A 24,941-nucleotide genomic window follows, 5' to 3' on the forward strand; every position below is an offset into this window, starting at 1 on the left:
CCAGGGGCAGTAATATCGGACATATCCGAAAACACCCTAAGACTTGGGCAAAGATGCTGGAGGTTTATCCCTGCACGACTTTTTTTTCACGGTGCTTTCACCTCGCCGCCCCTATATTGCCAATCACTCCTTAACGAATCCCATTTGGCCCGCGCTACAGCGGGCTTTTTTTTGCCCGGGCTCCAGCGGCCGGCCCCTGGGGCGCCGACTGCTCGTGCGGGTCACTCAGGGAGCCGCCCGCTCCGCAAGCGATGCCTGGGTGGGGACGAATGCCAGCGCCTGCTCGGGATAAAACCGCGCCGCGGCATTGATCACGGCCTGCACCGACGCGGTGACGATATTGGCGTGACAGCCGGCGCCAAAACGTGACCCGGCAACGCCCGGCCACACCGCTTCGACAATTGCCAGCGCCTGCGCATCGGCCCCCGCCCCCAGGTTGCGCTCTTCAAAACTGTCGATGCGCAGCGGCAAGCCCAGGGCGGCCAGGGCCGCCGCGACAGGTCCGTTGCCCACGCCATGCAAGCACGCCTCCTGGTTCCCGGGGGTGGCGACCCGCAGCTCGATCCCCTGCCCCTCGGGGGCATCGAACAACCGATGAGCGAGATACCGCAGGCCGGCCGTGCCCTCTGAGCACGCCAGATAGGTGCGCTGGAACACCTCCCATAAAGCGTCGCTGCTCAACTCGGCGTCACTGGCATCAGCCAGCTTCTGCACAATGGCGCTGAACTCGATCTGCATGCGCCGGGGCATGACGATGCCGTGGTCGCGCTGCAGCAGGAAAGCGATCCCGCCTTTGCCGGACTGGCTGTTGACCCGCACGATGCTGTCGTAGGTCCGCCCCAGGTCCTGCGGATCAATGGGCAGGTAGGGCACCTCCCAGAAACCGTCAGCCGCCTGGGCGGCCAAGCCCTTGGCGATGGCGTCCTGGTGCGAGCCGGAAAAGGCGGTGAACACCAGGTCGCCGACATAGGGATGGCGCGGATGGATCGGCAGCGCCGTGCATTCCTCGGCAACCCGGGCCACTGCCGCGATATCGGAGAAGTCCAACCCGGGGCTGATGCCCTGGGTATAGAGATTCAGGGCCAGGGTCACTAGATCCAGGTTGCCACTGCGCTCGCCATTGCCGAACAGGCAGCCCTCCACCCGCTGGGCGCCCGCCAGCAACGCCTGTTCGGCACAGGCCACGCCGGTGCCCCGGTCGTTGTGCGGGTGCACTGACAGCGTGACCTGGTCGCGGCGCTCCAGGCGCTTGTGCATCCATTCGATCTGGTCGGCAAAGACGTTGGCGGTGGCCACCTCGACGGTGGTCGGCAGGTTGATGATGATCGGGCGCCCCGGGCCGGCGTCCCAGGTACGGATCGCGGTGTTGCACATGCGCAGGGACACCTCGAGCTCCGCCATGCAGAAGGTTTCGGGGGAATACTGCAACACCCATTCGGTTTCCGGATGCTGGTCGGTCAACTCGCGCAACAGCCTGACATGGCGCTCTACCAGGGACTCGACCTCGTCCACCGAAAGCCCGAACACCACGCGCCGCCAGACCGGGGCGATGGCGTTGTACAGGTGGACGATGACCCGGCGCGCACCCTGCACACTGCGTACGGTTTCGCGGATCAGGTCCTCGCGCAGTTGGGTCATCACCATGGGCGTGACATCGGCGGGAATCCGCTGCTGTTCCACAAGCTCGCGGACCACCTCGAAATCGGTGCGCGAGGCGGCGGGGAATCCCACTTCGATTTCCTTGAAGCCCAGGCGCACCAGTTCCTCGAACAGGCGCAGCTTGCGCTCGCGGTTCATCGGCTCGAACAGCGCCTGGTTGCCATCGCGCAGGTCGGTGGACAGCCAGATCGGAGCCTGGGTGATGGTACGTGACGGCCACTGGCGCGAGGCCAGGTCCACGGGAGCAAAGGCACGGTATTTGGTATGGGGATGGGCGAGCATACTGACCTCGAAAGCACAATGGAGAACGCGATGGATCTCCCCTGCTTTCATCATGGAAAGCGCTTCGAGGCCGGAGTCTGGGGAAGATCAGCCTGGGTGCCAGGTTCCTGGCAGCACCGGCAGACCCCGGCCGTAAGGCAGGGGTAGCGCTAGTAGCAGGGTCAGGAACAGGGGGTTCATGGGCGGTTGCAACCGTCGGCGGGCAAGGAGTGATCTGTAGTCTAGGTAGCGATCTTCTGAATGTAATGCGCTAAACGCCCTTTGATTATCGCAAAATGGACATTTTCACCTATGATAAGCGCCCCATGATCCCTTCCAGGACGGAGGCGCTGCGCTGCATGTCCGATCTGCTTGTTGTCTCGTCCATCGACTGCCTGTCCATGCCGGTTACCAGCATCGCCGTGGATTACCCCAACGGCCATGAAATACCTGCCCACAGCCATCCACGCTCGCAGTTGGCCTATGCCATCGAGGGCGTGCTGGTGATCGACACCGAGTCCGGCCGCTGGGTGGTGCCGCCCAGCCGCGGGGTGTGGTTGCAGGCCGGCGTCGAGCACCGGGTACGCATGCGCGGCGCGGTGCGCATGCGCAGCCTGTTCATCAATGTCGATGCCATTGCCGGCCTGCCCGAGCATGACTGCGTGATCGAGGTCTCGCCGTTGCTGCGCGAGCTGATCCTGGCCGCCGCCCAGGTCGGCACGCAGTATGCGCCGGACAGCCGCGACGGCCGCCTGATGCGCCTGATCCTCGATGAGATGCGCTCGCTGCCGGTGCTGCCGTTCAGCCTGCCCTGGCCCCATGAGCCGCGCATGCTGCGGGTGTGCCAGGCGCTGGCGGACGACCCCTCGGACAATCGCACCGCCGAACAATGGGGCGACTGCCTGGCCATGAGCGCCAAGACCTTCCATCGCCAGTTCCAGCGCCACACCGGCATCACCTTTGGCCGTTGGCGCCAGCAGGCGCGGTTGCTGATGTCCCTGGAGTGCCTGGCCGAGGGCATGCCGGTGGTGCAAGTGGCGCTGCAGCACGGCTACGACAGCCAGAGCGCCTTCGCCGCCGCCTTCAAGCGCCAGTTCGGCACGCCGCCTTCGGAGTTCTACCGCTGAGGGCTCAGGCCCGGCGCAGCAGCACACCGGCCACCACGCACAACAGCATGGCCAGCCCCGCCAGCAAGAAGGCATCGCTGTAGGCCAGCAGCAGGGCGTCGCGGTGCAGCACCTTGTCCACCATGCCCAGGGCTTGCTGGCGCAGGGGCGCCAGCGCCGCCGAATGCAGGGCCGTTGCGTACTCCACCGGTGCCTGGGCCAGCAGGCGCACCAGTTCCACCAGGCGCTCCTCGGTGGCCTGGGCGAACAGGCTGACGGATTCGCCAATGCGCTGGGCGTGGAGTTTCTCGCGCTCCACCACAATCTGGCTGGACAGCGCGATACCGATGGCCCCGCCGACGTTACGCACCATGGAGAACAGTCCGGAGGCCGAGCCCACCTGGTCCTTTTCCAGCCCCTGGATCGCCATCACCCCCAGCGCCACCACCACCAGCGACTGGCCGATACCACGCACCACCAGCGAGGGCACGATGACGTTCACCGAGGCATCGGGGTTGAGGTGGATGTTCATCAGGCAGCCGATGCCAGTGATGGCGAACCCGGCAATGATGATGGTGCGGGCGCTGGTCCAGCGCATCAGCCGCGGGGTGGCGAACGACATGACGAACTGGATCAGGCCGTAGGGAATCATCATCAGGCCGATCTGCCGGGCGTTGTAGCCGTGGATCTGGGCAAAGTAGTTGGGCACCAGGAACACCACGCCGAACACCACCGCACCGAAGGTGAATTGCATCAGGCTGGCAATGCCGAAGTTGTAGCGCCCCAAGAGGCGCAGGTTGATCAACGGCTGCTCGCGACGCAGTTCGATGGCCACGAAGGCCAGCAGGCCGACCGTGGCCAGGATCGCGCAATGGCTGATGAAGCTTGAGGCGAACCAGTCGTAACGGCCACCCTCCTCCAGCATGATCTGCAACGCCGAGAGGCCCACGGCCATGCTGGCGATGCCGCCCCAGTCACCCTGGCGCAACTTTGCCAGGACCATGGGCTGGGGCCGCACCGACCAGCCGATGGCCGCCAGCAGCAACAGCCCCGGCGGCACTTGCAGGTAGAAGATCCAGCGCCACGAATAGGCATCGGTGAGCCAGCCGCCCAGGGACGGTCCCGCGGCCTGGGCGACATTGTTGGCCACGGCGAACAGGGCCATGCCCATGGGATGCCGGGCCGCTGGCAGCTCGGTGACAATCAGCTGGAACGACAGGGGAATCAGCACCCCGCCAAAGGCCCCTTGCAGCACCCGGGCGAAGATCAGGCTGTGGATGTTCGGCGCCAGGGAACAGGCGATCGAAAACAGCACGAAACCGGCGGTGCCGACCATCAGTACCCTGCGCATGGAAAACACCGAGACCAGCCAGCCGGTCATGGGAATGATGATGATCTCCGCCACCAGGTAGGCGGTGGTGATCCACGACCCCTCCTCGAAAGTCGCCCCCAGGGAGCCACGCACGTCCGGCAGGGAAGCGTTGGTCACGTGCACGTTCATCCCGGCCATGAAGCAGCCCACCACGCTGCCCAGCACCGCCACCCAGGTGCGCAGGGAGATTGCCTGTGCGGCGGCCTCGCCGGTGCCTTCCGATACGGCCTGGGCACTAGTCATGACGGGTGTCCACGGTCACCACCACCGACATCCCGGGGCGCAGCTGCGCCTGTCGCGGCTGCCCCGGATCGAGGCGGATGCGCACCGGCATGCGCTGCACGATCTTGGTGAAGTTGCCGGTGGCGTTGTCCGCCGGCAGCAGGGCGAATTCAGCGCCGGAAGCCGGGGCGAAACTCTCCACCCGTCCCTCCAGTACATGGCCGCCCAAGGCGTCGACCTCCACCCGAGCCGCTTGCCCGGGCCGCATGCCGTCGACCTGGGTTTCCTTGTAGTTGGCCACCACATAGGCGTCCTCAGGCACCACCGCCAACAGCGGCGCACCGACTTCGACGTACTGCCCCAGGCGCAGGCGCCGCTGGCCGGCGATACCGTCCACCGGGCTGCGGATCAAGGTGCGAGCCAGATCGATGCGGGCCAGTTGCCGCTGGGCCGTGACCCGGGCCACGCCCGCTTCGAGCTTGTCCAGTTGCGCCCGGGCGCTTTGCTGTTCGGTATCGAGCACCTGTACCTGCTGGCGCCGCGCGGCCAGGCTGGCGCGGGCCGCGCCCAGGGCGGCATCGGCCTGACGGGCCAGGGCGGCGGCGTTTTCCAGTTGCTGCACGCTGCTGACTTGCTGGCTGGCCAGGTGCTGCTGCCGCCGCCCTTCCTGGCCGGCCCGTTGTGCCTCGGCCTCGGCGGCGCCGACCCGGGCCTGGGCTTCGGCGATCAGGCTCTGCTGCTGTTGCTGGCGGGCGGCCAGATTGGCCAGCCGCGCCTGCCCGGCACGCTGTTCGGCCTGGGCCTCGCGCAGCGCCGCTTCCGCCTGTTCGACCCGGGCCCGGTAGTCGCTGTCGTCGATCCGCGCCAGCAGGTCGCCAGCCTTGAGCGGCTGGTTGTCCCGGACCTCGACCGCCACCAGGTAGCCGGCGACCCGGGGCGCGATGGTGACGATGTCCGAGCGCAGGTAGGCATCGTCGGTCTCCACCAGGAAACGCCCGTTGAACCACCAGCGCAGGCCCCAGGCCAGAACCAGCAGCAACACCAGCGCCAGCCCGGCATAACCGAGTAAGCGACGGCGGGTGACGGCTTGCGCCGGGGAAGCGGGAACAGGGGTCTGGGTCATTGCAAAGGCTCGTTGGGGGTTCGCGGGAAAGGGTTGGCCGCAGCCCGGCTCGGCTGCGGCAGGACAATCGGCGGCGCGCTGCGCCAGCCGCCGCCCAGGGCCTTGAACACCAGCACCTGGGTATCGATGACGGCGGCATCGGCCTGCGCTGCCGCGGCCCGGGTACGTACATCGGTGCGCTGGGCATCGAGGTAATCCAGGGCCGTGGAGGCACCGGCGGCCCTGGCTAGCCCGGCCAGGCGCAAGGCCTGGTGGTCACGTTCGGCTGCCAGGTGCAGGGCTTGCTGGCGCTGCAACGCGGCCTGGTAGTCGCTCAGGGCCTGTTGCTGCTCCTTCAGGGCCGCCAGGATGCTGCGGTCGAAATCCGCCAGCGCCGCGCTTTCTCCGGCGCTGGCCTGGGCGATGCGGGCGCGGGCGGCATTGAGGTTGGGCAAGCTCCAGGACAACAGCGGCCCCAGTTGCCAGACCGACGCATCACGGTCATCGAAACCCGCGGGGTGGTGCGCCGACGTGAAGACCCCGGCCCCCAGGCTGACCCTTGGATAGAGGTCGGCCCGGGCCACGCCGATGCGCGCCGTGGCCGCCGCCAGCCGGCGCTCGGCCTGACTCACGTCGGGGCGCCGACGCAACATGGCCAGGGCATCGCTCTGGGGCATGGGCGACCCCAGGGTCGGGGCCTGGCGACAAGCCTGGGCCGCCGCCGGTGCATCACCCGGGGGGCGCCCCAGCAAGACGGCCAGTTCGGCCAGGGCCCGTTGCCGTCCGGCCTGCAGCGGCGGCAGGCTGGCCTGCACCTGGCCCACCAGGCCTTCGGCGCGCACCACATCCAGGGTCACCGCGGCGCCGGCCTGATACAACCGGGCGCTCAGGGTGCGGCCCTGCTCCACCAGCGCCAGGGACTCGCCCGCCACCTGCAGGCGCTGGCCATAGCTGCAGGCCTGCAACCAGGCACGGGTGGTTTCCGCGGCCACCACCACCCGCAGGCCATCTTCGGCGGCCCGGGCCGCCTCGGCATCGGCCCGGGCGGCATCGGCCAGGCCGTGCAGGCGGCCGAACAGGTCGGCCTCCCACTGCACATCCAGGCCGACCCCATAGCGGCTGCCGGTGCGGATGTGCTGGCTGTCCTGCAAGGCGGCTTCCAGCTGGTCGTCGGCGGTACTGCCGTAGCCGGCGCGGGCCGTCACCTGGGTGGAAGGCTGGCGCAGGGTATCGGTTTCGCGCAGCAGCGCCCGGGCCTGAAGCAGGTTGGCCGCAGCCATCCGCAAGTCGCGGTTCTGGCTCAGGGCTTCCTGTACCGCGGCATTGAGCCCAGGGTCACGGTAGAGCTGCCACCACTGGTCGAGCCCCTGCTCGGCCGTTGCGTCCAGGTGGCTCACGGGCAGGGGCACAGTGCTGCCGGGCGGCCGTTCCGGCCCCAGGGTGCAACCGGCCAACAGGGCGCACAGGGCCCATGCAGGCCTCGGGTAAATGGGCATGGGAAGTACTCACGGATTCGAAGCGCCTACTTTAGAAAGGCCAGCTGGCGACCGTCTAACGAGAACTTCTTTTCGATTATCGCGAAATGGTCAACCTTGATCCCAAGCGCGGCCCTTCCGGCCTGGGCCCACAGCTCCAGGCTGTCGGCCAGCTGAACGAACTCACACTGGCCCTGCTGGCGCCAGTGGCCATGGATACAATTTGAAACACCCCCTACCCAGCCGATCGGATCGCCATGACCGAAGACTTCGATGTGCCCAGCCCCCACGAAAAGCACCTGGAACACGTGAGCGAACAAGCCCACGCGCGCAGTGACCGCTTCGCCAGCAAGATCGCGGTGATGACGGCGATCATGGCCACCCTGGGAGCGCTCCTGAGCTATCAGGCCGGCTCCTCGGAAAGCCTGGCGGCGATGGACAAGAACAATGCCGCGATGAAAAAGACCGAAGCCGCCAACCAGTGGAGCTACTACCAGGCCAAGTCCAGCCGGCAGAACCTGGCGGAGCTGGCGACCCACATTCCCGGAGTCGATGCCGCGCACTACGGCATCGAAGCCCAGCGCTACCAGAAGGAAAAGGAAGCGGTGCGCCTCAAGGCCGAGGCCCTGGAAGCCGAGGCCCGGGACTGGGACGAGCAATCGGAAGCCGCGCTGCACCAGCACCATCGCTGGGCCCAGGCGATGATGGCGATCCAGATCGCCATCTCGATGGCGGCCATCACCCTGCTGACCCGCAAGGAATGGCTGAAGAAGCTCGCCTACGGCGCGGCCGGCGGCAGCGTGCTGCTGGGCACCCTGGCCTGGCTGCACATCTAGAGCCCCCTGCCGGCCCCCGGAACCTGCCAGCCGATGCGTCTCTTGAATCTCACCGGGCTGTCGCAGTTTGCGAAAAACTGCCGCCGCGCAAGCCCCGGTGCTGCGCCCCAGGCCCCGCCATAGCGGGGCCGCGGCGCCTGGGTGGAACTGGCACAGCCATTGCGAAAGCCCCTGCCTCACCTACAACAAGAGGCTTCGCCATGGCTATTGCCCCACTGCTCGCCGCTACCACGGCCTTTATCCAGCGCGCCCCGCGCATGCTGATCGGTGCCCACTGGACCGAGGCCGGCGACGGCCAGACCATGTCCCTGCGCAACCCCGCCACCGGCGAACAGCTGTGCCTGGTGCCCCGGGCCACGGTGGACGATGTGGACCGCGCAGTGCTCGCCGCACGCCAGGCCTTCGACGATTCGCCCTGGACCCGCACCCGCCCCCGGGAGCGGCAGAACCTGCTGTGGAAACTCGCCGACCTGATGCAGCGCGACGCCGAACTGCTGGCCCAGCTGGAATGCCTGAACAACGGCAAGAGCGCCGCCGTGGCCCAGGCCATGGACGTGCAACTGTCCATCGATTTCTTGCGCTACATGGCCGGCTGGGCGACCAAGATCGAGGGTTCAAGCGTCGAGGTCTCGCTGCCCCTGATGCCTGACGATCAGTTCCACAGTTTTATCCGCCGCGAAGCCGTGGGCGTGGTCGGCGCCATCGTCGCCTGGAACTTCCCGCTGCTGCTGGCCTGCTGGAAACTCGGCCCGGCCCTGGCCACCGGTTGCACCCTGGTGCTCAAGCCCGCCGATGAAACGCCACTCAGCGCCCTGAAACTGGCCGAACTGGTGCAGGAAGCCGGCTACCCCGACGGCGTGTTCAACGTAGTCACCGGCACCGGCATCACCGCCGGCAGCGCCCTGACCCGCAACCCCCTGGTGGACAAGCTGACCTTCACCGGCTCCACCGCCGTGGGCAAGGAAATCGGCAAGATCGCCATGGACTCCATGACCCGGGTAACCCTGGAACTGGGGGGCAAGTCGCCAACCATCGTCATGGCCGACGCCGATCTGGCCAGCGCCGCGGCCGGGGCTGCCAGCGCGATCTTCTTCAACCAGGGCCAGGTGTGCTGCGCCGGTTCCCGGCTGTATGTGCAGCGCAAGCATTTCGACAAGGTGGTAGCCGACATCGCCGGCATCGCCAATGCCATGAAGCTGGGCAATGGCCTGGACGCCAGCGTCGAGATGGGCCCGCTGATTTCCGCGCGCCAGCAGGAGCGGGTCTATCGCTACATCGAGATGGGCCGCGAAAGCGGCGCCACCATCGCCTGCGGCGGCGAACAGTTCGGCCCGGGGTATTTCGTCAAGCCGACGGTGATAGTGGATGTGGACCAGAAGCATTCGCTGGTGCAGGAAGAGATCTTCGGCCCGGTGCTGGTGGCCATTCCTTTCGACGATGAGGCCGACGCCCTGCGCATGGCCAACGACAGCCCCTACGGCCTGGGCGCGAGCATCTGGTCCAACGACCTGGCGGCGGTGCACCGGATGATTCCGCGGATCAAGTCCGGTTCGGTGTGGGTCAACTGCCACAGTGCCCTGGACCCGGCGCTGCCGTTTGGCGGCTACAAGATGTCCGGGCTTGGCCGAGAAATGGGCCACGCGGCCATCGAGCACTACACCGAGTTGAAATCAGTGCTGATCAAGCTCTGATCCGCCCCGCGCCAACCGCCCCACCCGGGGCGCCGGAGGTGGTCCGGCGCCCCCCCCGACGACCGCCCTGTTCGCCGTGCAAAGCACTGCTACGCTCAGCCCGAGCCGGCTGGCCACCTCGTTTGAAGAGCCTGGGCTCATCCCCCCACAACGCCTCATCACCACCGAAAACCCGAGGAAAGCATCATGGGATCAAATGGAAATGATCACGATTACATCCAGTGCGGCTGCCACAACCCCGTCTGGGAAGCCTTGAAAGACACCCTCGACCCCGCCAGCTACATCGCCAGCCACCCCAACGCAGCACAGGGCCCGGCCAGGGACGCGAACGGCGAATCCCTGGTGTTTCATGACGGCATCATCTACCCCTTGCGCGACGGCAACATGGATGAGCGGGTCGAAGCCCTGGGCATCCATGCCGGCGACGTGGTCGCCGCGGGCACCCTGGCCGCCGTCGAAGCCCGCATGCAGGCCCTGGGCATCGACTACAAGAAGCAGTCGCTGCACGGCAAGACCCTGCTGCCCGGCCTGGTCGAGCCCCACGCCCACATCGTGCAGAGCTGCGCCATGGATGGCTGGCTGAACCTGGGCGCCATCGAGCCCGACGACGGCGATAGCCAGCAGGCGCCAGAGAAAAACAGCCAGCGCCTGCGGCCGCTCTATACCTGGGGCTGGCTGAAGGAAACCATCCAGAACAACCTCCCCGAAGACAGCACGAGCTGGGTCCTCGGGCACCTGGTCGATCCGGCGCTGATGCCGTTCAAGGTGGTGCCGGGCGGCCTGAACCAACTCATGACCCTGCAATGTGGCGACACGCCCGAAGAGGGCTACCTGGACACCATCGAGGCCAAGCGGCCGATGCTGCTGATCAGTGCCTCCATGCACACCGCCTACATGAACACGGCGGCCCGGGATCTGGTGCATGAAAGAACCGGGGTCATGGTCGAGAACGGCGTGCTGCAGGAAACCCAGATAGTGGCCGGGATCCTGTCGATTCCCGCCAGGCAGAAGCTTGCAATGCTGAAGATCTTCGAGCGCCTGGACACCTTCTTCGCCACCGCGGCCAGCCGCGGGATCACCCTGCTGTACGACGCGATGATGGACCCCTTGTCGAAGCTGGTATTGAACGCCTACTTCCTGTCCCACCCCAGAACGCTGCGGATCGGCTACGCCGCCGCCTGCAACAACTCGCTCGAAGCCCTCAAGCTGCTGCCGGACTATCGGCCGGCCACGCGGGAAGAGGCCAGGCATATGTATCAGGGCTCGATCAAGGTGATCTCGGACGGATCCAACCAGGGGTTGACCGGCTATCAGGTCGCGCCCTACTGCTGCGAGACCGCCCGCCCGGTGGGCAACTTCAATCTGTGCGACGAGGGCGAGGACACCCCGAAAACACTCCCGGTCAAATACCAGGAATTTATCCACGCGGCGGTGAAAAAAGGCTGGCCGCTGATGATCCATGCCAACGGCGACCAGGCCATCGAATTCACTCTGCAGGCCTATGACCTGGCCCTGCAGGGCCAGAGCGGCCTGGACAAGCGCCATCGCATCGAACACTGCTCGCTGCTGAGCAAAAGCACCCTGGAAACCATGCAGCGCCTGGGCCTGTCGCCGAGCTTTTTGATTGGCCATGTCGGCTACTGGGGCTACGCCTTCGATAAAGCCATTTTCGAAAAGAAGGCACACAACATGCTCGACCTCTGCAAGTCGGCCCTGGACCACGAGCTGCGGATTTCCCTGCACAGCGACTATTCGGTGACCCCACTGGGGCCCCTGCGTTCGATGGAGCAGGCGGTGACCCGCAAGATGGAAGGCATCCGCAATCATGACAACCAGTTCGTCCATGACCCGCGCCTGCAACCCATCCTCAATGAGGGCCAGTGCCTGACCCGCAAGCAGGCGCTGAAAGCCATCACCTACGACGCTGCCTGGCAGTGCCATGCCGAGGCCTGGACCGGCTCCCTGCAGGACCAGAACTTCGCCGACTTCGTGATCCTCGAACAGGACCCGCTGGACGAGAAGTTCCCGGCCACCCGGATTCGCGACATCAAGGTCTGCGAAACCTGGAAAGGCGGCCAGCGGGTGTACCTCAACCCCCGTAGCTGACCGCGGCCAGTGCAAGCCCGGGGGCTGCGCCAGCTCCCGGTGCCCCCTGTAGGAGCCGGCTTGCCGGCGAAAAAGACCGCAGGTTCACTCCGGTGGATGGCCGCTGCGCGGTTCGCGAGCAAGCTCGCTCCTACGATCCCCGTTCAGGGGCGGTAGCCTTGGGCCAGCAACCAGCTGCGTATCAGCCGATTCTGGTCCGGGCTCAGTTGCGCCAGGGCCTGGGCCGCCCCCTGGCTGCGCAAACGGCGCAACAGCGGCGCCAGTTCCACGCCCTGTACATGCCAGATGCCCAGGGGCTGGTCCGGGGTAATCACCACTTCGGCTTCATCCACCAGGCCGTCGCGCAGCACCGGGGCGCGCTCGATGCGCAAGGCCGAAAAGTCCACGGCACGGTGCGCCGGCTGGCAATCCGGCCACTGCCGGCGGGCCTGCCAGAACGGCTGCTCGGGCCAGCGTTGCTCGTCGGCGTAGAAGTCCCGGCCGATGCGCGCAAAACGCAGGAACAACTGTTCCACCCGCTGCCCGTGAAAACGCTGCGCCAGCGCTGCACGTTGCGGCTGCTGCAACAGGGTGTTGATCACCGCCGGGGCCTGCAACGCCGAGGACAGGGATTGGAAAATGCCGTTGCCGGATAAAGGGTCCACGGCCATGGCCGCATCGCCGACCCGCAGCCAGTTCGCGCCACAGGCCTGGGGGTTGAGGATCGCCGTGCTGCTGCGGGCATGCAGGTGCAATTGCTGCTCCTGGCCACCGGCAAAGAATTCCCGGGCCATGACCGAGCCCAGGCGGCGCTGGCGACAGTACTCCAGCAACTGCGCCTTGCCCGGCAGCCCGGCGCTCTCCACATCCAGGGTCAGTTGCCAGTAGCACTGGCCGTCCTCGCGCCGGGCCATCCAGGCCCAGCCGTCCTCCAGGCTGTGCACCGCGCTGGCGGCGCTGCCGCCAGGGCCCTGCCAGCGGTTGAGCAGGCTGACGGTTTCCGGGCCGCGCAGGCCCTTGCCGCCCCCCTGGCGCAAGGCTTTGTCCAGCACCGGCGCCTGCCGGCCACGGGCCTCCACCAGGAACTCGCCGCGCACCTCGCCCTGCCCTTGCACCTGGACCCGATGCCCGGCCTCGCTGGACTGCACCCCCAGCACCCGGCCCTCGATCAGCTTGACCTGCGCTTCGCGCAAGGCCTCCCGCAGGCCGCGGTCGAAGGCCGGGCGATCCAGCAGGTATTCGATATTCTGCGCATGTTCTGCACCGTTCCATGCCACCTGCCGCTGGGACGGTTGCAGGGCCTGGGCCAGCGCCTGTTCCAGGCCGGCACCGCGCAAGGCTTCAAGCACCCGCAGCGAGACCCCTTCCAGGGCCGGAAAGCGTCGCCAGTCGCTGACCAGGGTCACCGGGTAGCCGAGGCGGCGCAGCCCCAGGGCCACTGCGGCCCCGGCCGGCCCCGCGCCGAGGATCAGGATGGTGTGCATGGCTGTTGCCGGCGTTCCGGCCCCTGGTAGTGGGCGTTGTCCTGCAGCCACTGCCGGACCTGGGCCTTGTCGGCTTGCGGGTGGGCACCCAGGTAGGCCGCGATATGCCCGCTCAGGGCCGCGCACCCCAGGCTCGCGCCGGACTGCCCCGGGCTGCTGCCGCGCACGCAGGCGGCGAAATCAGCCTGGGCGGTGTTCAGCCATGACCATTGCTGCGCGCTGCATCGCGCGTCGCCGGTGACGCGCAGCACCCCGGGGTAACTGGCCGGAAACACCGCCTCGCCCTGGGCCGGGCTGGATGCGCACAACAGCACCCCGCGGGCCTCGGCCGCGGCACAGGCCTGGCGCAGCAGGTCGCGATCCTGGCGCAGGCCCAGGCTCAGGTTGATCAGGCGCACGTCCTGCGCAAGCAACCAGTGCAGCGCGGCGCTGACTTGCGCGGCGCTGGTGACTGCGCGCCGGTCGAACACCTGGGCCACATAGACCTGCGCCGTCGGCGCGCGCTGGCCGATGGCCTCGATGATCGCGCTGCCATGGCCCAGGGCGTCTTCCTGCAAGGGGCCCTGGCCTATCCCTTCGGGCTGCAGGAAGAAGCGTCGTCCGCCCGCCACCCGCTGATGGGCGGCATGGCCGCTGTCGATCACGCCGATGCGCAGCTCAGGCTTCATGGGCCACCTCCAGCGCATGCAGTACGCCATCGCGCAATTCGAAGCGCAGTTCGGCATCAGCCAGGGTCGAGGGTCGGTGGCTGATGAGGATCCGCGTGCGCCCGGCGAACAGGTGGTCGATGGCCTCGATCACCTCGCGCTCGGTGGCCTCGTCCACCGCCGAAGTGGCTTCGTCCAGCACCAGGATCATCGGGTCCTGGAGCAATGCGCGGGCGATGGCGATGCGTTGTTTCTGGCCGCCGGACAATTGCTGGCCGCGCTCCCCCAGGGGGCTGTCCAGGCCTTCGGGCAGGGACTCGATCAGCCCTTGCAACTGCGCCAGCCGCGCCACCTCGGCCACGGCTTCGCGGCTGGCATCGGGCACGCTGTACGCCAGGTTGTCCGCCAGGCTGCCGCGAAACAGCACGATATCCTGGCTGACCACCGCCACCCGCCGGCGCAACTGCGCCAGGTCCAGCTGGCGCAGGTCGACGCCGCCCAGCAGCACCTGCCCGGACTGCGGGTCGTGATGGCGCTGCAACAGGTCGATGAGCGTGCTTTTGCCTGCGCCCGAGGTGCCGCTGAGGGCCACTTTGCGACCGTAGGGAATACGCGCCTCGATGCCCTGCAGGGTCATCCCACGGCCCGGGTGGCAAAAGTGCACAGCATGAAAATGCAGCTCGCCCTGCTCCGGCACCGGCAGCGGCGCCTCGGGGTTGCTGATGCCCGGTTCCTCACCGCGCAGTTCCATGACCCGGCCGAGGCTCACGGTCATGCGCTGGATTGCCACATACAGGCCCAACAGGCTCTGCACCGGGCCCACCGCCATGCCCAGGTAGGTGGAAAAGGCAATCAGCGCCCCCAGTTGCCAGGTGCCCTGCACCACCCAGTAGCCGCCGATCAGGAAGGCGCAGGCCCGGGACAACGAGGTCAGGGTACCGGGCACCGCCTGGGTGAAGAACTCGGTGACTTGCAGTTTCAGCAGCTGTTGCAGGTAGCCCTGGCCAAGGCCATCCAGGCGCCGGGCCTCGCGCTGCTGCTGGCCGGCGCTCTGGATGAACTTCATCACCGGCAGGGTTTCCACCATGAACGAGGACATGTCCGCCGAACGCTCGCGCAACTGGCGCACATCGCGCTCCACCTTGCGCCGCATCCAGCGCAGCCAGAGCACGTCCAGGGGGATCAGCACCAGGGCCAGCAGCGACAGTTGCCAGGACAGGGTCAGGAGCATGGCCAGGGCGACGACAAGACCGATCACGCTGGACACGGCGGAGAACAATGAATCCACGGCAAAGCGCTGGATCTCCGCCACATCGCCATCCAGGCGCGACATCAGGTCGCCGATCCGCCGCTGACCGTAAAAGCTCGGCGACAGCCGTTGCAGATGCCGATAGAGGTCGTCGCGCAGGGCGAACAGGATGCGCCCGGACAGCCGCGTATGCAGGTAGCGGTTGACCCCGGAGAGCACGGTGCCCAGCAGCCCGGCACCGATCATCAGCGCGGCGATCAGCACCAGCCGCGGGAAGTCCCGGGCCAGCAGGCCGTCGTCGATCAGCAGCTTGGTCAGCCAGGGCTGCACCAGCACCAGCAGGGAAGCGCACACCGACAGCCCCAGCAGGCCGCCGATGGCCAGCCGATGGGGCCGCACGAAACTGTAGAGCCAGCCCAGGGCGGCACTCAGGGCCTGGGGGTCGCGGCTGTCCACCAGCCGGGTGATCAGGCGCCGCATCAGGCGCGCAACTGTTTGAGCTTGCGGTACAGGGTCGCGCGGCTGATGCCCAGGGCGTCCGCTGCCGCCGAGACATTGCCCTGGTGGTTGTCCAGGGCACTGCGGATCAGCTCCAGCTCGTTCTCGCGGATGCTCCCGGTCTGCGGTCGGGCACTGGCATTGAGGTCATCGAGCATGCTGTCGGGCAGGTGCTCCAGGCCGATGTGGCACTCACCGTCTTCGCGCAGGGCCAGGGCTGTGCGCAGGACCATCTCCAGCTGGCGGATATTGCCCGGCCAGTGGTAGTCCGCCAGCAGCCGACGCAGCTCATCGCTGAGGCTCACCTGGGCGCCACCGAGCTTGGCCAGCAAGCTGTCCACCAGAGGCTGCAGGTCTTCGCGTTCGCGCAGGGCCGGCAACAGCACGCTGATGCCGTTGACCCGGTAGAACAGGTCTTCGCGAAAAGCCTTGTCCTGCACCTGCTGCTTGAGGTCGCGGTGGGTGGCGCAGATCAGGGCGATGTCGATGTCCTGTTCTTCGCCGGCCCCCAGGGGCGCCACCTTGCGGTCCTGCAGCACGCGCAGCAGGCGGGCTTGCAGGGCCAGGGGCATGTCGCCGATCTCATCGAGGAACAGGGTGCCGCCGTGGGCCTGTTGCAGGCGCCCGATCATGCCGCCACGACGCGAGCCGGTGAAGGCGCCTTCGCGATAGCCGAACAGTTCCGACTCGATCAGGCCTTCGGGAATCGCCGCGCAGTTGACCGCGACAAAGGGTTTCTCGGCGCGGCTGCCGGCGCGGTGCAGGGCCCGGGCCAGGACTTCCTTGCCGGTGCCGGTTTCGCCCAGTAGCAACACCGGCAGGTCATTGGCCAGGCCCTGACGGGCCATGCGCAAGGTGCGGGCGTAGCGGCTGTTGCCCCCGGCCAGGGCTTCCAGGTCCTGGGGCATGGCTGCGGCTTTCGGAGCGCTGCGTTGCGCGCGGTGCAGGTTGAGCGCTGGCTGCGGCGCCCGCAGGGCCTTGTAGAACAGCTCGCCCTTGGCGGTTTGCAGGCTGCCCACGGCGCCCTGTTGCAGGCGTGCGAGCAGTTGCAGGCCATCGACCCCGAGGAACTCTTCGCAGCGCCGGCCCACCAGGGCTGCGCGCGGGGTGTTGAGCAACTGGCAGGCCTGGCCGCTGACCGCGAGGATCTGCCCGCCCAGGCTCAGGGCCAGCAGCCCCTGCCACGGTGACTCGAGGTATTGCCGGCGGCTGTGGAAGGCCAGGACGATCTGCTCCGGGTAGGTGGCATGGAACACCCGGGCTTCGATCTGGCTGACCGCCATGGCCAGCAGCGCGGTGCTGTCCTGGGCCCGGCCCAGGGGGCCTTCGCGGGTCAGGTCGAGCACGCCCAGAATCTCGCCCTGGGGGCACTGGATGGGCACCGAGGTGCAGGAAAAATGGCTGAGACGGTCCAGGTAGTGCTCGCCGCAGTCGATCAGGGTCGGCCGGGCCTCCACCAGGGCCGTGCCCAGGGCGTTGGTGCCGCGGGTGGCTTCGCTCCAGCAGGCGCCAAGGGTGATGTCCTGCACGCCGCTGTCCTTGAGACGGTCGGCGCGACCTTCGATGGCCAGGATTGTGGCGTCGGCATTGGCCAGGATGATCATCCCGTCCTTGCCCTGATGCTGGCTCAGGTAGTCGATGGCCGGGATCGCCGCGTCCAGCAACAGGCGGTTGCTGGCCAGCAGCACTTCGAGGCTGGCGCTGGATTCCAGGGTCAGTTGGTGCTGGCTGCCAAAGTGCACGCCATGGCTGAGGCTGCGCCGCCATGAGGCATCGATTTCCGCACGCAGAACCCCGTCGGGGATCTGGCCTTCCAGGTGCAGCCGTTCCCGGGCCAGCCGGGCTTCGTGTTGCTGCTCACCCTTTATTGTTTTTATAAGAGTCATCAAGCGCTCCGAATCGGTCCGCCCGCTGCATCCCGCTCCACTCCCTTGGATTGCGCGAAGCACGCAAGCCGTGGTCAATGTCTACACCGGGTTCAGGGGGCAGTAAAGGGGCTTTGCCCGGATCATCGGGCAGCCCTGAATTGCTTACCCTGTCATTGGAGATCAAGCAAAACCTGCGCCAGTGGAACGGGCGCCCGAGCATCTTGACGTTAACGTAAAGCAAATGGCAAGTACCGCACGCCCCCCTCCCGTTGGCACTGGCCTGCCAGCGAAGAGGGCCCCGAGACGAGCACAGGGCTTGAGCCCCCTATGCCGGCAGGCCGCCTCCTAAGACGAATGCATGCCAGCTTGTGCAGGAGCTGGCTTGCCAGCGAACGAGGGCCTTTAGTCGGGTGCAAGACGTAAGGCCCCTTTCGCGGGCAAGCCGGCTCCTGCGAGCGGGCGGGGCTGGTGGTGCCTACAGGGCCCAGGCGCCAGAGTCTGCGAAGAAGGCGCGGGCGTTGTCTTCCAGGCTTTCCAGGTGATAGCCGCCTTCCTGGACGATCAGGCACGGCAGGCCCAGGCTGCGGATTCGCTGGCCAAGGATGGCGAAGCCGTCCCGGGTCACTGCCACCTTGCTCTGCGGGTCGAGTTCATAGATATCGAACCCCAAAGACAGCACCAGCACCTCGGCATCGAACGCCTTCACCGCCACCAGGGCCTGTTCCAGACGGGCGAGGAAATCCCCTTCGCTGGCGCCATGGGCCATCGGCAGGTTGAGGTTGTAGCCCTCCCCCGCCCCGGCGCCACGCTCTTCGGCGAACCCGGCCACCCCCGGGTAGAAGTTGGTCGGGTCGCCGTGCACCGAGACATACAGCACATCGGCGCGCTCGTAGAAGATTTCCTGGATGCCCTGGCCGTGGTGCATGTCGGTGTCCAGCACCGCCACCCTGGCGTATTTGTCCCGCAGGACCTGGGCGGCGATCGCCGCATTGTTCAGGTAGCAGAAGCCCCCGGCCGCCTCGGACCGGGCGTGGTGGCCCGGCGGGCGGCACAAGGCGTAGGCCGCCGGCTCACCGTCGAGCAACGCCTGGGCCCCGGCGACGGCACTTTGCGCCGACCAGTAGGCTGCACGCCAAGTCGACTCACCCACCGGGCAACTGCCGTCGGCCAGGTAGCACGCGGCCTGGGCCAGGACCCCGCGCAGGGCATTGGGCTCACGCACGAAGATGTTGGACATCACCTCATCGCCCCAGTCTTCGGGGATGTCCTTCCAGCCCTGGTGCGCATCCTGCAGGAACGCCAAGTACGGCGCGCCGTGTACCGCCAGCAATGGTGCCATCCCGGCATCCCGTGGCTGCTCGACGGCAAAACCCAGGGAGTGTGCGGCCTGCACCAGGCGCTGGGCGCGCTCCGGAACCTCCTGGGGTATGCGCATCTGACCGCGCGAGTAGTAGCTGCGTGGATGGTGGAGCAACTGTTCGGGGTGGAAAAAACTGCGCATGACCTTCTCCTTATTCAACCTGGCCAGCACGGGCCAGCACGGCGTTAAGCAATACATCGGCGCCCTGGCGCACGTCCTCGGGCAACACGTCTTCGGCTTCGTTGTGGCTCAGGCCACCGACACAGGGAATGAACACCATGGCCGTCGGGCAATAGCGGGCCAGCAAGATGGCGTCGTGGCCAGCGCCGCTGACGATGGACTGCTGAGGGTAGCCCAGGCCATCCACCGCCTGCTGCACCGCCGCCACGCACTCGGCATCAAATGGCGTGGCCGGGCTGACCCAGTGCCGGCTGATACTGACCTTGAGCCCGCGCTGGCCGGCGATGGCCTGCAGGCGTTCCTCGACCTGCTGCTCCATGGCGGCGATCTGCCGATCCTGGTGGTGGCGCAGGTCGACGGTGAAGCTCAACAGGCCGGGAATGGTATTACGCGACGACTTGGCGATGCTCAGCTCACCCACGGTGGTCAGGCCCTGGGGGGCAAAATCCGCTGCCAACTGCTCCACTGCAAGAATCATCTGCGCCGCGCCGTACAGCGCATCCTTGCGTAGCGGCATCGGCGTGGTGCCAGCGTGGGCCGCCAGGCCTTCGACCTGCACATCGAGCCAGCGGATGGCCTGGCCGCCGCTGACCACGCCGATGCTCTTGGCGTTGTCTTCAAGGATCGGGCCCTGTTCGATATGGGCTTCGAAGTAGGCATCCACCGCTGCGCCCAGGGGCCGGCTGCCGGCATAACCGGTGCGCTGCAGGGCCTGGGCGACGCTGATGCCATCGGCGTCACGCACCGCCAGGGCGGCGTCCAGGGCCATGACCCCGGTGAACACCGCCGAGCCGAACATCGCCGGGGTGAAACGCGCGCCCTCCTCGTTGGTCCAGACCGCCACTTCCAGGGGCTTGCGGGTCTGGATCCCGAGGTCATTGAGCGTGCGTACCACTTCCAATCCGGCCAGCACACCGTAGACCCCATCAAAGCGCCCGCCTTCGGGCTGGGTGTCCAGGTGGCTGCCCATCATCACCGGGGCAGCGTCCGGGTCGCTACCTGGGCGCCGGGCAAACAGGTTGCCAATGGGGTCGACACTCAGGCTCATGCCGGCCTCGGTGCACCAGTGGGCAAACAGTTCGCGACCGGCCCGGTCTTCATCGCTCAAGGCCAGGCGGCAGCTGCCGCCACGGGCCGTGGCACCGATTTCGGCCATGGCCATCAGGCTCGCCCAGAGGCGCTGGCCATTGATTTTCAACATCATCAGATTCTCCAGACAATCAGGCGTGGGATGCCATTTCCAGGCGATGGGCGTGAGCGTGCCGGCGTGCCAGGGCTAGCACGCAGATCAGCGAAACGGCAGCGATCAGGCTGTAGAACACCGCCATCGGCCACCATTGGCCAATAAACCGATGGGCCAGCCAGGTGCCGATCAGCGGGGTCAGGCCGCCGGCCAGGGCACCGCAGACCTGATAGGCCAGGGAGATCGCGGTGTAGCGCACCCGGGTCTCGAACATGCCGCTGACGTAACCGGCGATCACCGCATAGAAGGAAGCCATGCACACCACCGCCAGGGCGATGCCGAGGATCATCAGCGGCGCCTGCCCGGAACTCACCAGCACGAACATCGGATAGGGCGAGGCCATGGCCAACAGCGACACCAGGCAGAGAAAGCGCGTGGCGCCGATTTTCTCGGCCGTCCAGGCGGCCAGGGGCTGGATGCAGAACTGGATGAGCGCCACCACGAACAGGCATTCAAGGATCAGTGAACGGGGAATCTCCAACTGCTGGGTGGTGTAGGCAATCATGAAGGTGTTGGTGAAATACACCCCGGCAATCCCCAGGGTGTTGGCGCCGATGCACAGCAGCAAGGGACGCCAGGCGGTGCGCAGCACCTCCATTACCGGAGCCTGCTCCTTGCGTAGCGACCTGGCCGCCAGCTCGCGACTGGCGAGGAACTCCGGCGACTCGTTGACCCCCAGGCGAATCGCCAGGCCCACCAGCAGCAACAGCGCACTGGCCAGGAACGGCAGGCGCCAGCCCCAGCTCATCAGGGCGTCCTCGGGCAGGCGGGTCACGGCGCTGAAGGCCAGCAGCGAAAGGATCAGCCCCGCCGGGCTGCCCAGCTGGGCGAAAGACGCGAAGAAGTTGCGCCGGCCCTTGGGCGCGTGCTCGCCGGCCATCAACACCGCCCCGCCCCACTCACCGCCCACGGCAATGCCCTGGACGATGCGCAGCAGGATCAGCAGCACCGGCGCCAGGGCACCGATCTGTGCATAAGTTGGCAGCAGGCCGATGCAGACCGTGACCACGCCCATCATCAGCAGGGTGATGACCAGGGATTTCTTGCGGCCGATGCGGTCGCCGATATGGCCAAAGATGATGCCCCCCAAAGGTCGGGCGAAGAACCCCACGGCAAAGGTGCCGAAGGCGGCCATGGTGCTGAACAGCTTGTCGTCGGAGGGGAAGAACAAGGCACCGAACACCAGCGCCGCGGCGGTGGCGTAGATGTAGAAGTCGTACCATTCGATCATGGTGCCGATAAAGGCGGCGGCCGCAGCCCGGCGAGGCTGAGGCGAAGCGGAAGGCTTCATGGTTGGCTCCCTTGATTATTTTTTTGGCAGGAGGAAGGGTCGGGCGCAGGGCTTCTGCTGGCACCTGTCTGGGGTGGATTTATCCGTTCCGGGGGATAATTAGTCAATTTTCTATTGGTTATCTCGATTATTATCCTGGCTTATTATTCAGCTACAGCCCGAACCAGAGCCCCTGCCATGTCCGACCGCGATGCCCGCCGCCTGCTCAACGACCGCCTCGACTGGAACCTGTTGCGCACCTTTCGGGTGATTGGCCAGGAGCTGAGCATCAGCCGTGCAGCGGCGCGCCTGCACTTGACCCAGCCGGCGGTCAGCCAGGCCCTCAAGCGCCTGGAAGAACAGCTGGGGCGGCAGTTGATCGCCCGGCGCGGCCCACGCTTTGCCCTGACCGAAGTGGGTGAGCAGATCTTCGCACTGGCCGGAGAGATCTACGGCCAGATGTCCCAGGTCAGCAGCATGCTGGAACAGCCCGCCGACGAAGTGATCGGCAAAGTGCGGCTGTTGATCATCAGCCGGATCTTCAGCGAACGCTTCGATGACTTCCTGGCCGACTTCCATCGTCAGCACCCGCGGGTCGATCTGGAGGTGGAAGTGATGCGCAGCTCGGACATCGTCAGCGCCCTGCAGGAAAAGACCGCGACCCTGGGCTTGAGCCTTAACCGCCGGCCACAGCCGCGCCTGGAACAGCGGCTGTTCCTGCGTCAGCGCTATGCGTTTTTCTGCGGCAAGCACCACCCGCTGTTCGGCCGCGGGGATGTGGCCGAGGGCGATCTGCAGCGGGAGAACTTCGTCAGTTTCACCAGCGACCAGATCGGCGGCATGCTCTCGCCGCTGACCATCTTCCGTGACCAGCAGGGCTTCAGCGGGCGCATCGTCGCCTCCTCGCCGAGCCTGGAGGAAGTACGGCGCCTGGTGATCGCCGGGTTTGGCATCGGCTGCCTGCCGGAGCATGTGGTGGCCGCCGATGTCGACGCCAGGCTGCTGTGGCGCCTGCCGCCACACGAAGGCATTGCCGATGTCGACATTCACCTGCTGTGGAACCGCGAGCAGCGCATGAGCCGGGCCGAGGTACTGTTTCTGCAGAGCATCCAGCACATGCTCAGTCAGCATGAGCCGGTGCCGGGTAGCCTGATGTTGAAATGATTCAGACGTGGGGATCGCCAGGGGCCTTGGCCGGGGCGGCGTACTGCGGCTTGAGGTGGCCGTTCTGGTCCAGTAGCCAGGCGTCCATGATCTGCCGCACCACGGGGCCGGCCACCCGACCACCGGCTTCGCCGTTCTCGATCATCACCGAAATCACGATCTGTGGATGCTCCGCCGGGGCGAAGCCCACGAACAGGGCGTTGTCACGGTTGCGCTCGCGGGTCTTGAGACGGTCATAGCGCTCGCCCTGCTTGATCGCCACCACCTGGGCCGTACCACTCTTGCCGGCGATGCGGTACTGCGCCCCGGCTGCCGCGGCGCGGGCGATACCGCGGGGATCGTGCATCACCATCTGCATGCCGTGGTTGACCTGATCCCAGTCACGGGGATTCTTCAGCAGGATGTTGGGCATCGGATGCTCGTCCACCGGGGCCACGCCATCGATGGTCTTGGCCAGGTGCGGACGGTTCCACACGCCCTTGTTGGCAATCAGCGCGGTGGCCTGGGCCAGTTGCAGCGGCGTGACTTGCATATAGCCCTGGCCGATGCCGAGGATCACGGTTTCCCCCGGGAACCATGGCTGGCGACGGGTGGCGCGTTTCCAGGCCTGGGAGGGCATCAGGCCGGGAGACTCTTCGAACATGTCCAGAGAGACCTTCTCGCCCAGACCGAACATCGCCATGTAGTCGTGCAGGCGGTCGATGCCGAGCTTGTGCGCCAGGTCATAGAAGTAGGTGTCGTTGGAACGCATGATCGCTGCGTCCATGTCCACCCAGCCATCGCCGCTGTGGTTCCAGTTGCGGTACTTGTGGTCGAAGTCCGGCAGTTGGTAATAGCCCGGATCGAAGACCCGGGTCGAAGCGGTAACCACGCCGCTATCGAGGCCGGCAATCGCCACTTCCGGCTTGATGGTGGAGCCCGGCGCGTAGAGGCCCCGCAGCACTCGGTTGAACAGGGGCCGGTCGATGGAGTCGTGCAGCGCAGCGTATTCCTTGAAGCTGATGCCGGTGACGAACAGGTTGGGGTCGAAACTTGGCTTGCTGACCATGGCCAGGACTTCGCCGGTGGCCGGGTCCAGGGCCACCACGGAACCACGGCGATCGCCCAGGGCCTCCTCAGCGGCTTCCTGGAGCTTGATGTCCAGGCTCAGGACGATGCTCTTCCCAGGGATCGGATCGGTGTGCTTGAGCACTCTCATCACCCGGCCCTGGGCGTTGGTTTCTACTTCCTCATAGCCGACATGACCGTGCAGTTCGGCTTCGTAGAATTTCTCGATGCCGGTCTTGCCGATGGATTGGGTGCCACGGTACTCCACCGAGTCCAGGGTCTTGGCTTCTTTCTCGTTGATCCGCCCGACGTAACCGATGGAGTGGGCAAAGTGTGCGCCTAGGGGATAGTGGCGGACGAACTGGGCTTCCACGTCCAGGCCGGGCAACCGGTATTCGTTGACCGCGAGCACGGCGATCTGCTCTTCGGTGAGCTCATAGAACAGGGTCACGGGGACGAAGGGATGACGGGCCTGCTTCATCTCCTTGTCGAACAGCGTGCGGTCTTCCGGGGGCAAGTGCAGCAGATCGACCACGGTGTCCAGCTCGCCCTTGAGGTCGGTGGTGCGTTCGCGAGTGATCGTCAGGTTGAAGCTGGGGCGGTTGTCCGCCAGGACCACTCCGTTGCGGTCGTAGATCAACCCACGGGTGGGAGTGATCGGCAGCACATGGACGCGGTTGTTCTCGGAAACGGTGGAGTGGTAGTCGAACTCCACCACTTGCAGAAAATACATCCGCGCCACCAGGGCGCAGGTGATGGCCACCACCAATACGGCACAGGCCAGCAGCCGTTTGTTGACCAGGCGGCTTTCTTTCTCGTGGTCCTTGATCGGAATCGCTTCGGGCATTGCTACAGCTTCTCGGTGAATAGAGGTCGACGCTGTTCCGTGCGGATGAACTCAAGTCCTTTAAAAAGAGCTGCACCATACCAAAAACCACCCACGGACTTTGAGGGGATTTCCATCGCGGCTGATCAATGGCGCCTTGGCGGCTACTTGGATAGCGCAAGTTTTTCCACGCGCAAAAACAAAACCCCAACTGCATCCGCAGTTGGGGTTTCGGAATTTAATCTTGACGATGACCTACTCTCACATGGGGAAACCCCACACTACCATCGGCGATG

The 24,941-nt window shown here is 66.4% G+C and carries 17 protein-coding genes; 5 read left to right on the plus strand and 12 right to left on the minus strand.

The genetic code is table 11. From position 1 onward, the window contains the following. Positions 1 to 225 precede the first annotated feature (225 nt). Positions 226 to 1,941, minus strand: a complete 1,716-nt coding sequence (locus AC07R1_RS10415; protein WP_495110505.1) for a 2-isopropylmalate synthase — start codon at positions 1,939 to 1,941, stop codon at positions 226 to 228. Positions 1,942 to 2,216: 275 nt separating this feature from the next. Between AC07R1_RS10415 and AC07R1_RS10420 the strand changes: the two genes are divergently transcribed. Beyond that, positions 2,217 to 3,047 carry an AraC family transcriptional regulator gene (locus tag AC07R1_RS10420; protein ID WP_047288070.1) on the plus strand — a complete coding sequence of 277 codons (831 nt, stop codon included), beginning with the start codon at positions 2,217 to 2,219 and terminating at the stop codon, positions 3,045 to 3,047. A 4-nt stretch (positions 3,048 to 3,051) separates the two neighbouring features. Here AC07R1_RS10420 and AC07R1_RS10425 read toward each other — a convergent pair whose 3' ends face one another. Genes AC07R1_RS10425 through AC07R1_RS10435 form a run of 3 tightly spaced genes read right to left on the minus strand, consistent with a single transcriptional unit; the run spans position 3,052 to position 7,218 of the window. Next, positions 3,052 to 4,641: a DHA2 family efflux MFS transporter permease subunit gene (locus tag AC07R1_RS10425; protein ID WP_093410209.1), complete on the minus strand. Its 1,590-nt coding sequence runs from the start codon at positions 4,639 to 4,641 to the stop codon at positions 3,052 to 3,054. Then, positions 4,634 to 5,743, minus strand: coding sequence for an HlyD family secretion protein (locus tag AC07R1_RS10430; protein ID WP_065363159.1), 1,110 nt, complete (start codon positions 5,741 to 5,743; stop codon positions 4,634 to 4,636). The genes AC07R1_RS10425 and AC07R1_RS10430 overlap by 8 nt, the downstream gene beginning before the upstream one ends. Then, the gene (locus AC07R1_RS10435; protein ID WP_495110506.1) at positions 5,740 to 7,218 is read right to left on the minus strand and encodes an efflux transporter outer membrane subunit; all 1,479 of its coding nucleotides are present in this window, start codon (positions 7,216 to 7,218) and stop codon (positions 5,740 to 5,742) included. The genes AC07R1_RS10430 and AC07R1_RS10435 overlap by 4 nt, the downstream gene beginning before the upstream one ends. A gap of 236 nt (positions 7,219 to 7,454) precedes the next feature. On the opposite strand from AC07R1_RS10435, the gene AC07R1_RS10440 reads away from it, so the two are divergent. The 3 genes from AC07R1_RS10440 to AC07R1_RS10450 all read left to right on the plus strand — a co-directional run bounded on the left by AC07R1_RS10440 (position 7,455) and on the right by AC07R1_RS10450 (position 11,830). Next, positions 7,455 to 8,033 (plus strand): DUF4337 domain-containing protein, encoded by a 579-nt coding sequence (locus AC07R1_RS10440; protein WP_041774389.1) that lies wholly within the window; start codon positions 7,455 to 7,457, stop codon positions 8,031 to 8,033. Positions 8,034 to 8,233: 200 nt separating this feature from the next. Next, positions 8,234 to 9,724 (plus strand): aldehyde dehydrogenase family protein, encoded by a 1,491-nt coding sequence (locus AC07R1_RS10445; RefSeq protein ID WP_495110507.1) that lies wholly within the window; start codon positions 8,234 to 8,236, stop codon positions 9,722 to 9,724. A gap of 186 nt (positions 9,725 to 9,910) precedes the next feature. Then, on the plus strand, positions 9,911 to 11,830 hold the full coding sequence (locus AC07R1_RS10450) for an amidohydrolase (RefSeq protein WP_342402274.1): 1,920 nt from the start codon (positions 9,911 to 9,913) through the stop codon (positions 11,828 to 11,830). A 143-nt stretch (positions 11,831 to 11,973) separates the two neighbouring features. Here the strand turns inward: AC07R1_RS10450 and qhpG are convergent, their stop codons facing one another. The 7 genes from qhpG to AC07R1_RS10485 all read right to left on the minus strand — a co-directional run bounded on the left by qhpG (position 11,974) and on the right by AC07R1_RS10485 (position 21,629). Next, a complete protein-coding gene (qhpG, locus tag AC07R1_RS10455; protein ID WP_342402273.1) occupies positions 11,974 to 13,293 on the minus strand; it encodes a flavin-dependent monooxygenase QhpG in 1,320 nt (439 codons plus the stop codon). Continuing rightward, complete coding sequence (gene qhpE, locus AC07R1_RS10460) at positions 13,278 to 13,961, minus strand: subtilisin-like serine protease QhpE (RefSeq protein ID WP_019094087.1); 684 nt, start codon at positions 13,959 to 13,961, stop codon at positions 13,278 to 13,280. Before qhpE ends, qhpG begins: the two co-directional genes overlap by 16 nt. After that, complete coding sequence (locus AC07R1_RS10465) at positions 13,951 to 15,669, minus strand: ABC transporter ATP-binding protein (RefSeq protein WP_404673663.1); 1,719 nt, start codon at positions 15,667 to 15,669, stop codon at positions 13,951 to 13,953. The genes qhpE and AC07R1_RS10465 overlap by 11 nt, the downstream gene beginning before the upstream one ends. Then, a complete protein-coding gene (locus tag AC07R1_RS10470) occupies positions 15,669 to 17,573 on the minus strand; it encodes a sigma-54-dependent Fis family transcriptional regulator (RefSeq protein WP_072445019.1) in 1,905 nt (634 codons plus the stop codon). The genes AC07R1_RS10465 and AC07R1_RS10470 overlap by 1 nt, the downstream gene beginning before the upstream one ends. 457 nt (positions 17,574 to 18,030) lie before the next feature. After that, positions 18,031 to 19,056 carry a histone deacetylase family protein gene (locus tag AC07R1_RS10475; RefSeq protein ID WP_015636457.1) on the minus strand — a complete coding sequence of 342 codons (1,026 nt, stop codon included), beginning with the start codon at positions 19,054 to 19,056 and terminating at the stop codon, positions 18,031 to 18,033. A gap of 10 nt (positions 19,057 to 19,066) precedes the next feature. Beyond that, positions 19,067 to 20,296 (minus strand): Zn-dependent hydrolase, encoded by a 1,230-nt coding sequence (locus AC07R1_RS10480; protein ID WP_041752774.1) that lies wholly within the window; start codon positions 20,294 to 20,296, stop codon positions 19,067 to 19,069. A gap of 19 nt (positions 20,297 to 20,315) precedes the next feature. Then, entirely contained in the window at positions 20,316 to 21,629 is a 1,314-nt protein-coding gene (locus AC07R1_RS10485; RefSeq protein ID WP_015636459.1) for an MFS transporter, read from the minus strand. A 177-nt stretch (positions 21,630 to 21,806) separates the two neighbouring features. Between AC07R1_RS10485 and AC07R1_RS10490 the strand changes: the two genes are divergently transcribed. Further along, entirely contained in the window at positions 21,807 to 22,772 is a 966-nt protein-coding gene (locus AC07R1_RS10490; RefSeq protein ID WP_125063932.1) for a LysR family transcriptional regulator, read from the plus strand. A gap of 1 nt (position 22,773) precedes the next feature. Here the strand turns inward: AC07R1_RS10490 and mrdA are convergent, their stop codons facing one another. Beyond that, a complete protein-coding gene (mrdA, locus tag AC07R1_RS10495; RefSeq protein ID WP_011062421.1) occupies positions 22,774 to 24,666 on the minus strand; it encodes a penicillin-binding protein 2 in 1,893 nt (630 codons plus the stop codon). Positions 24,667 to 24,941: the final 275 nt, after the last annotated feature.

This window comes from Pseudomonas sp. GW821-FHT07F01 (assembly GCF_059418825.1).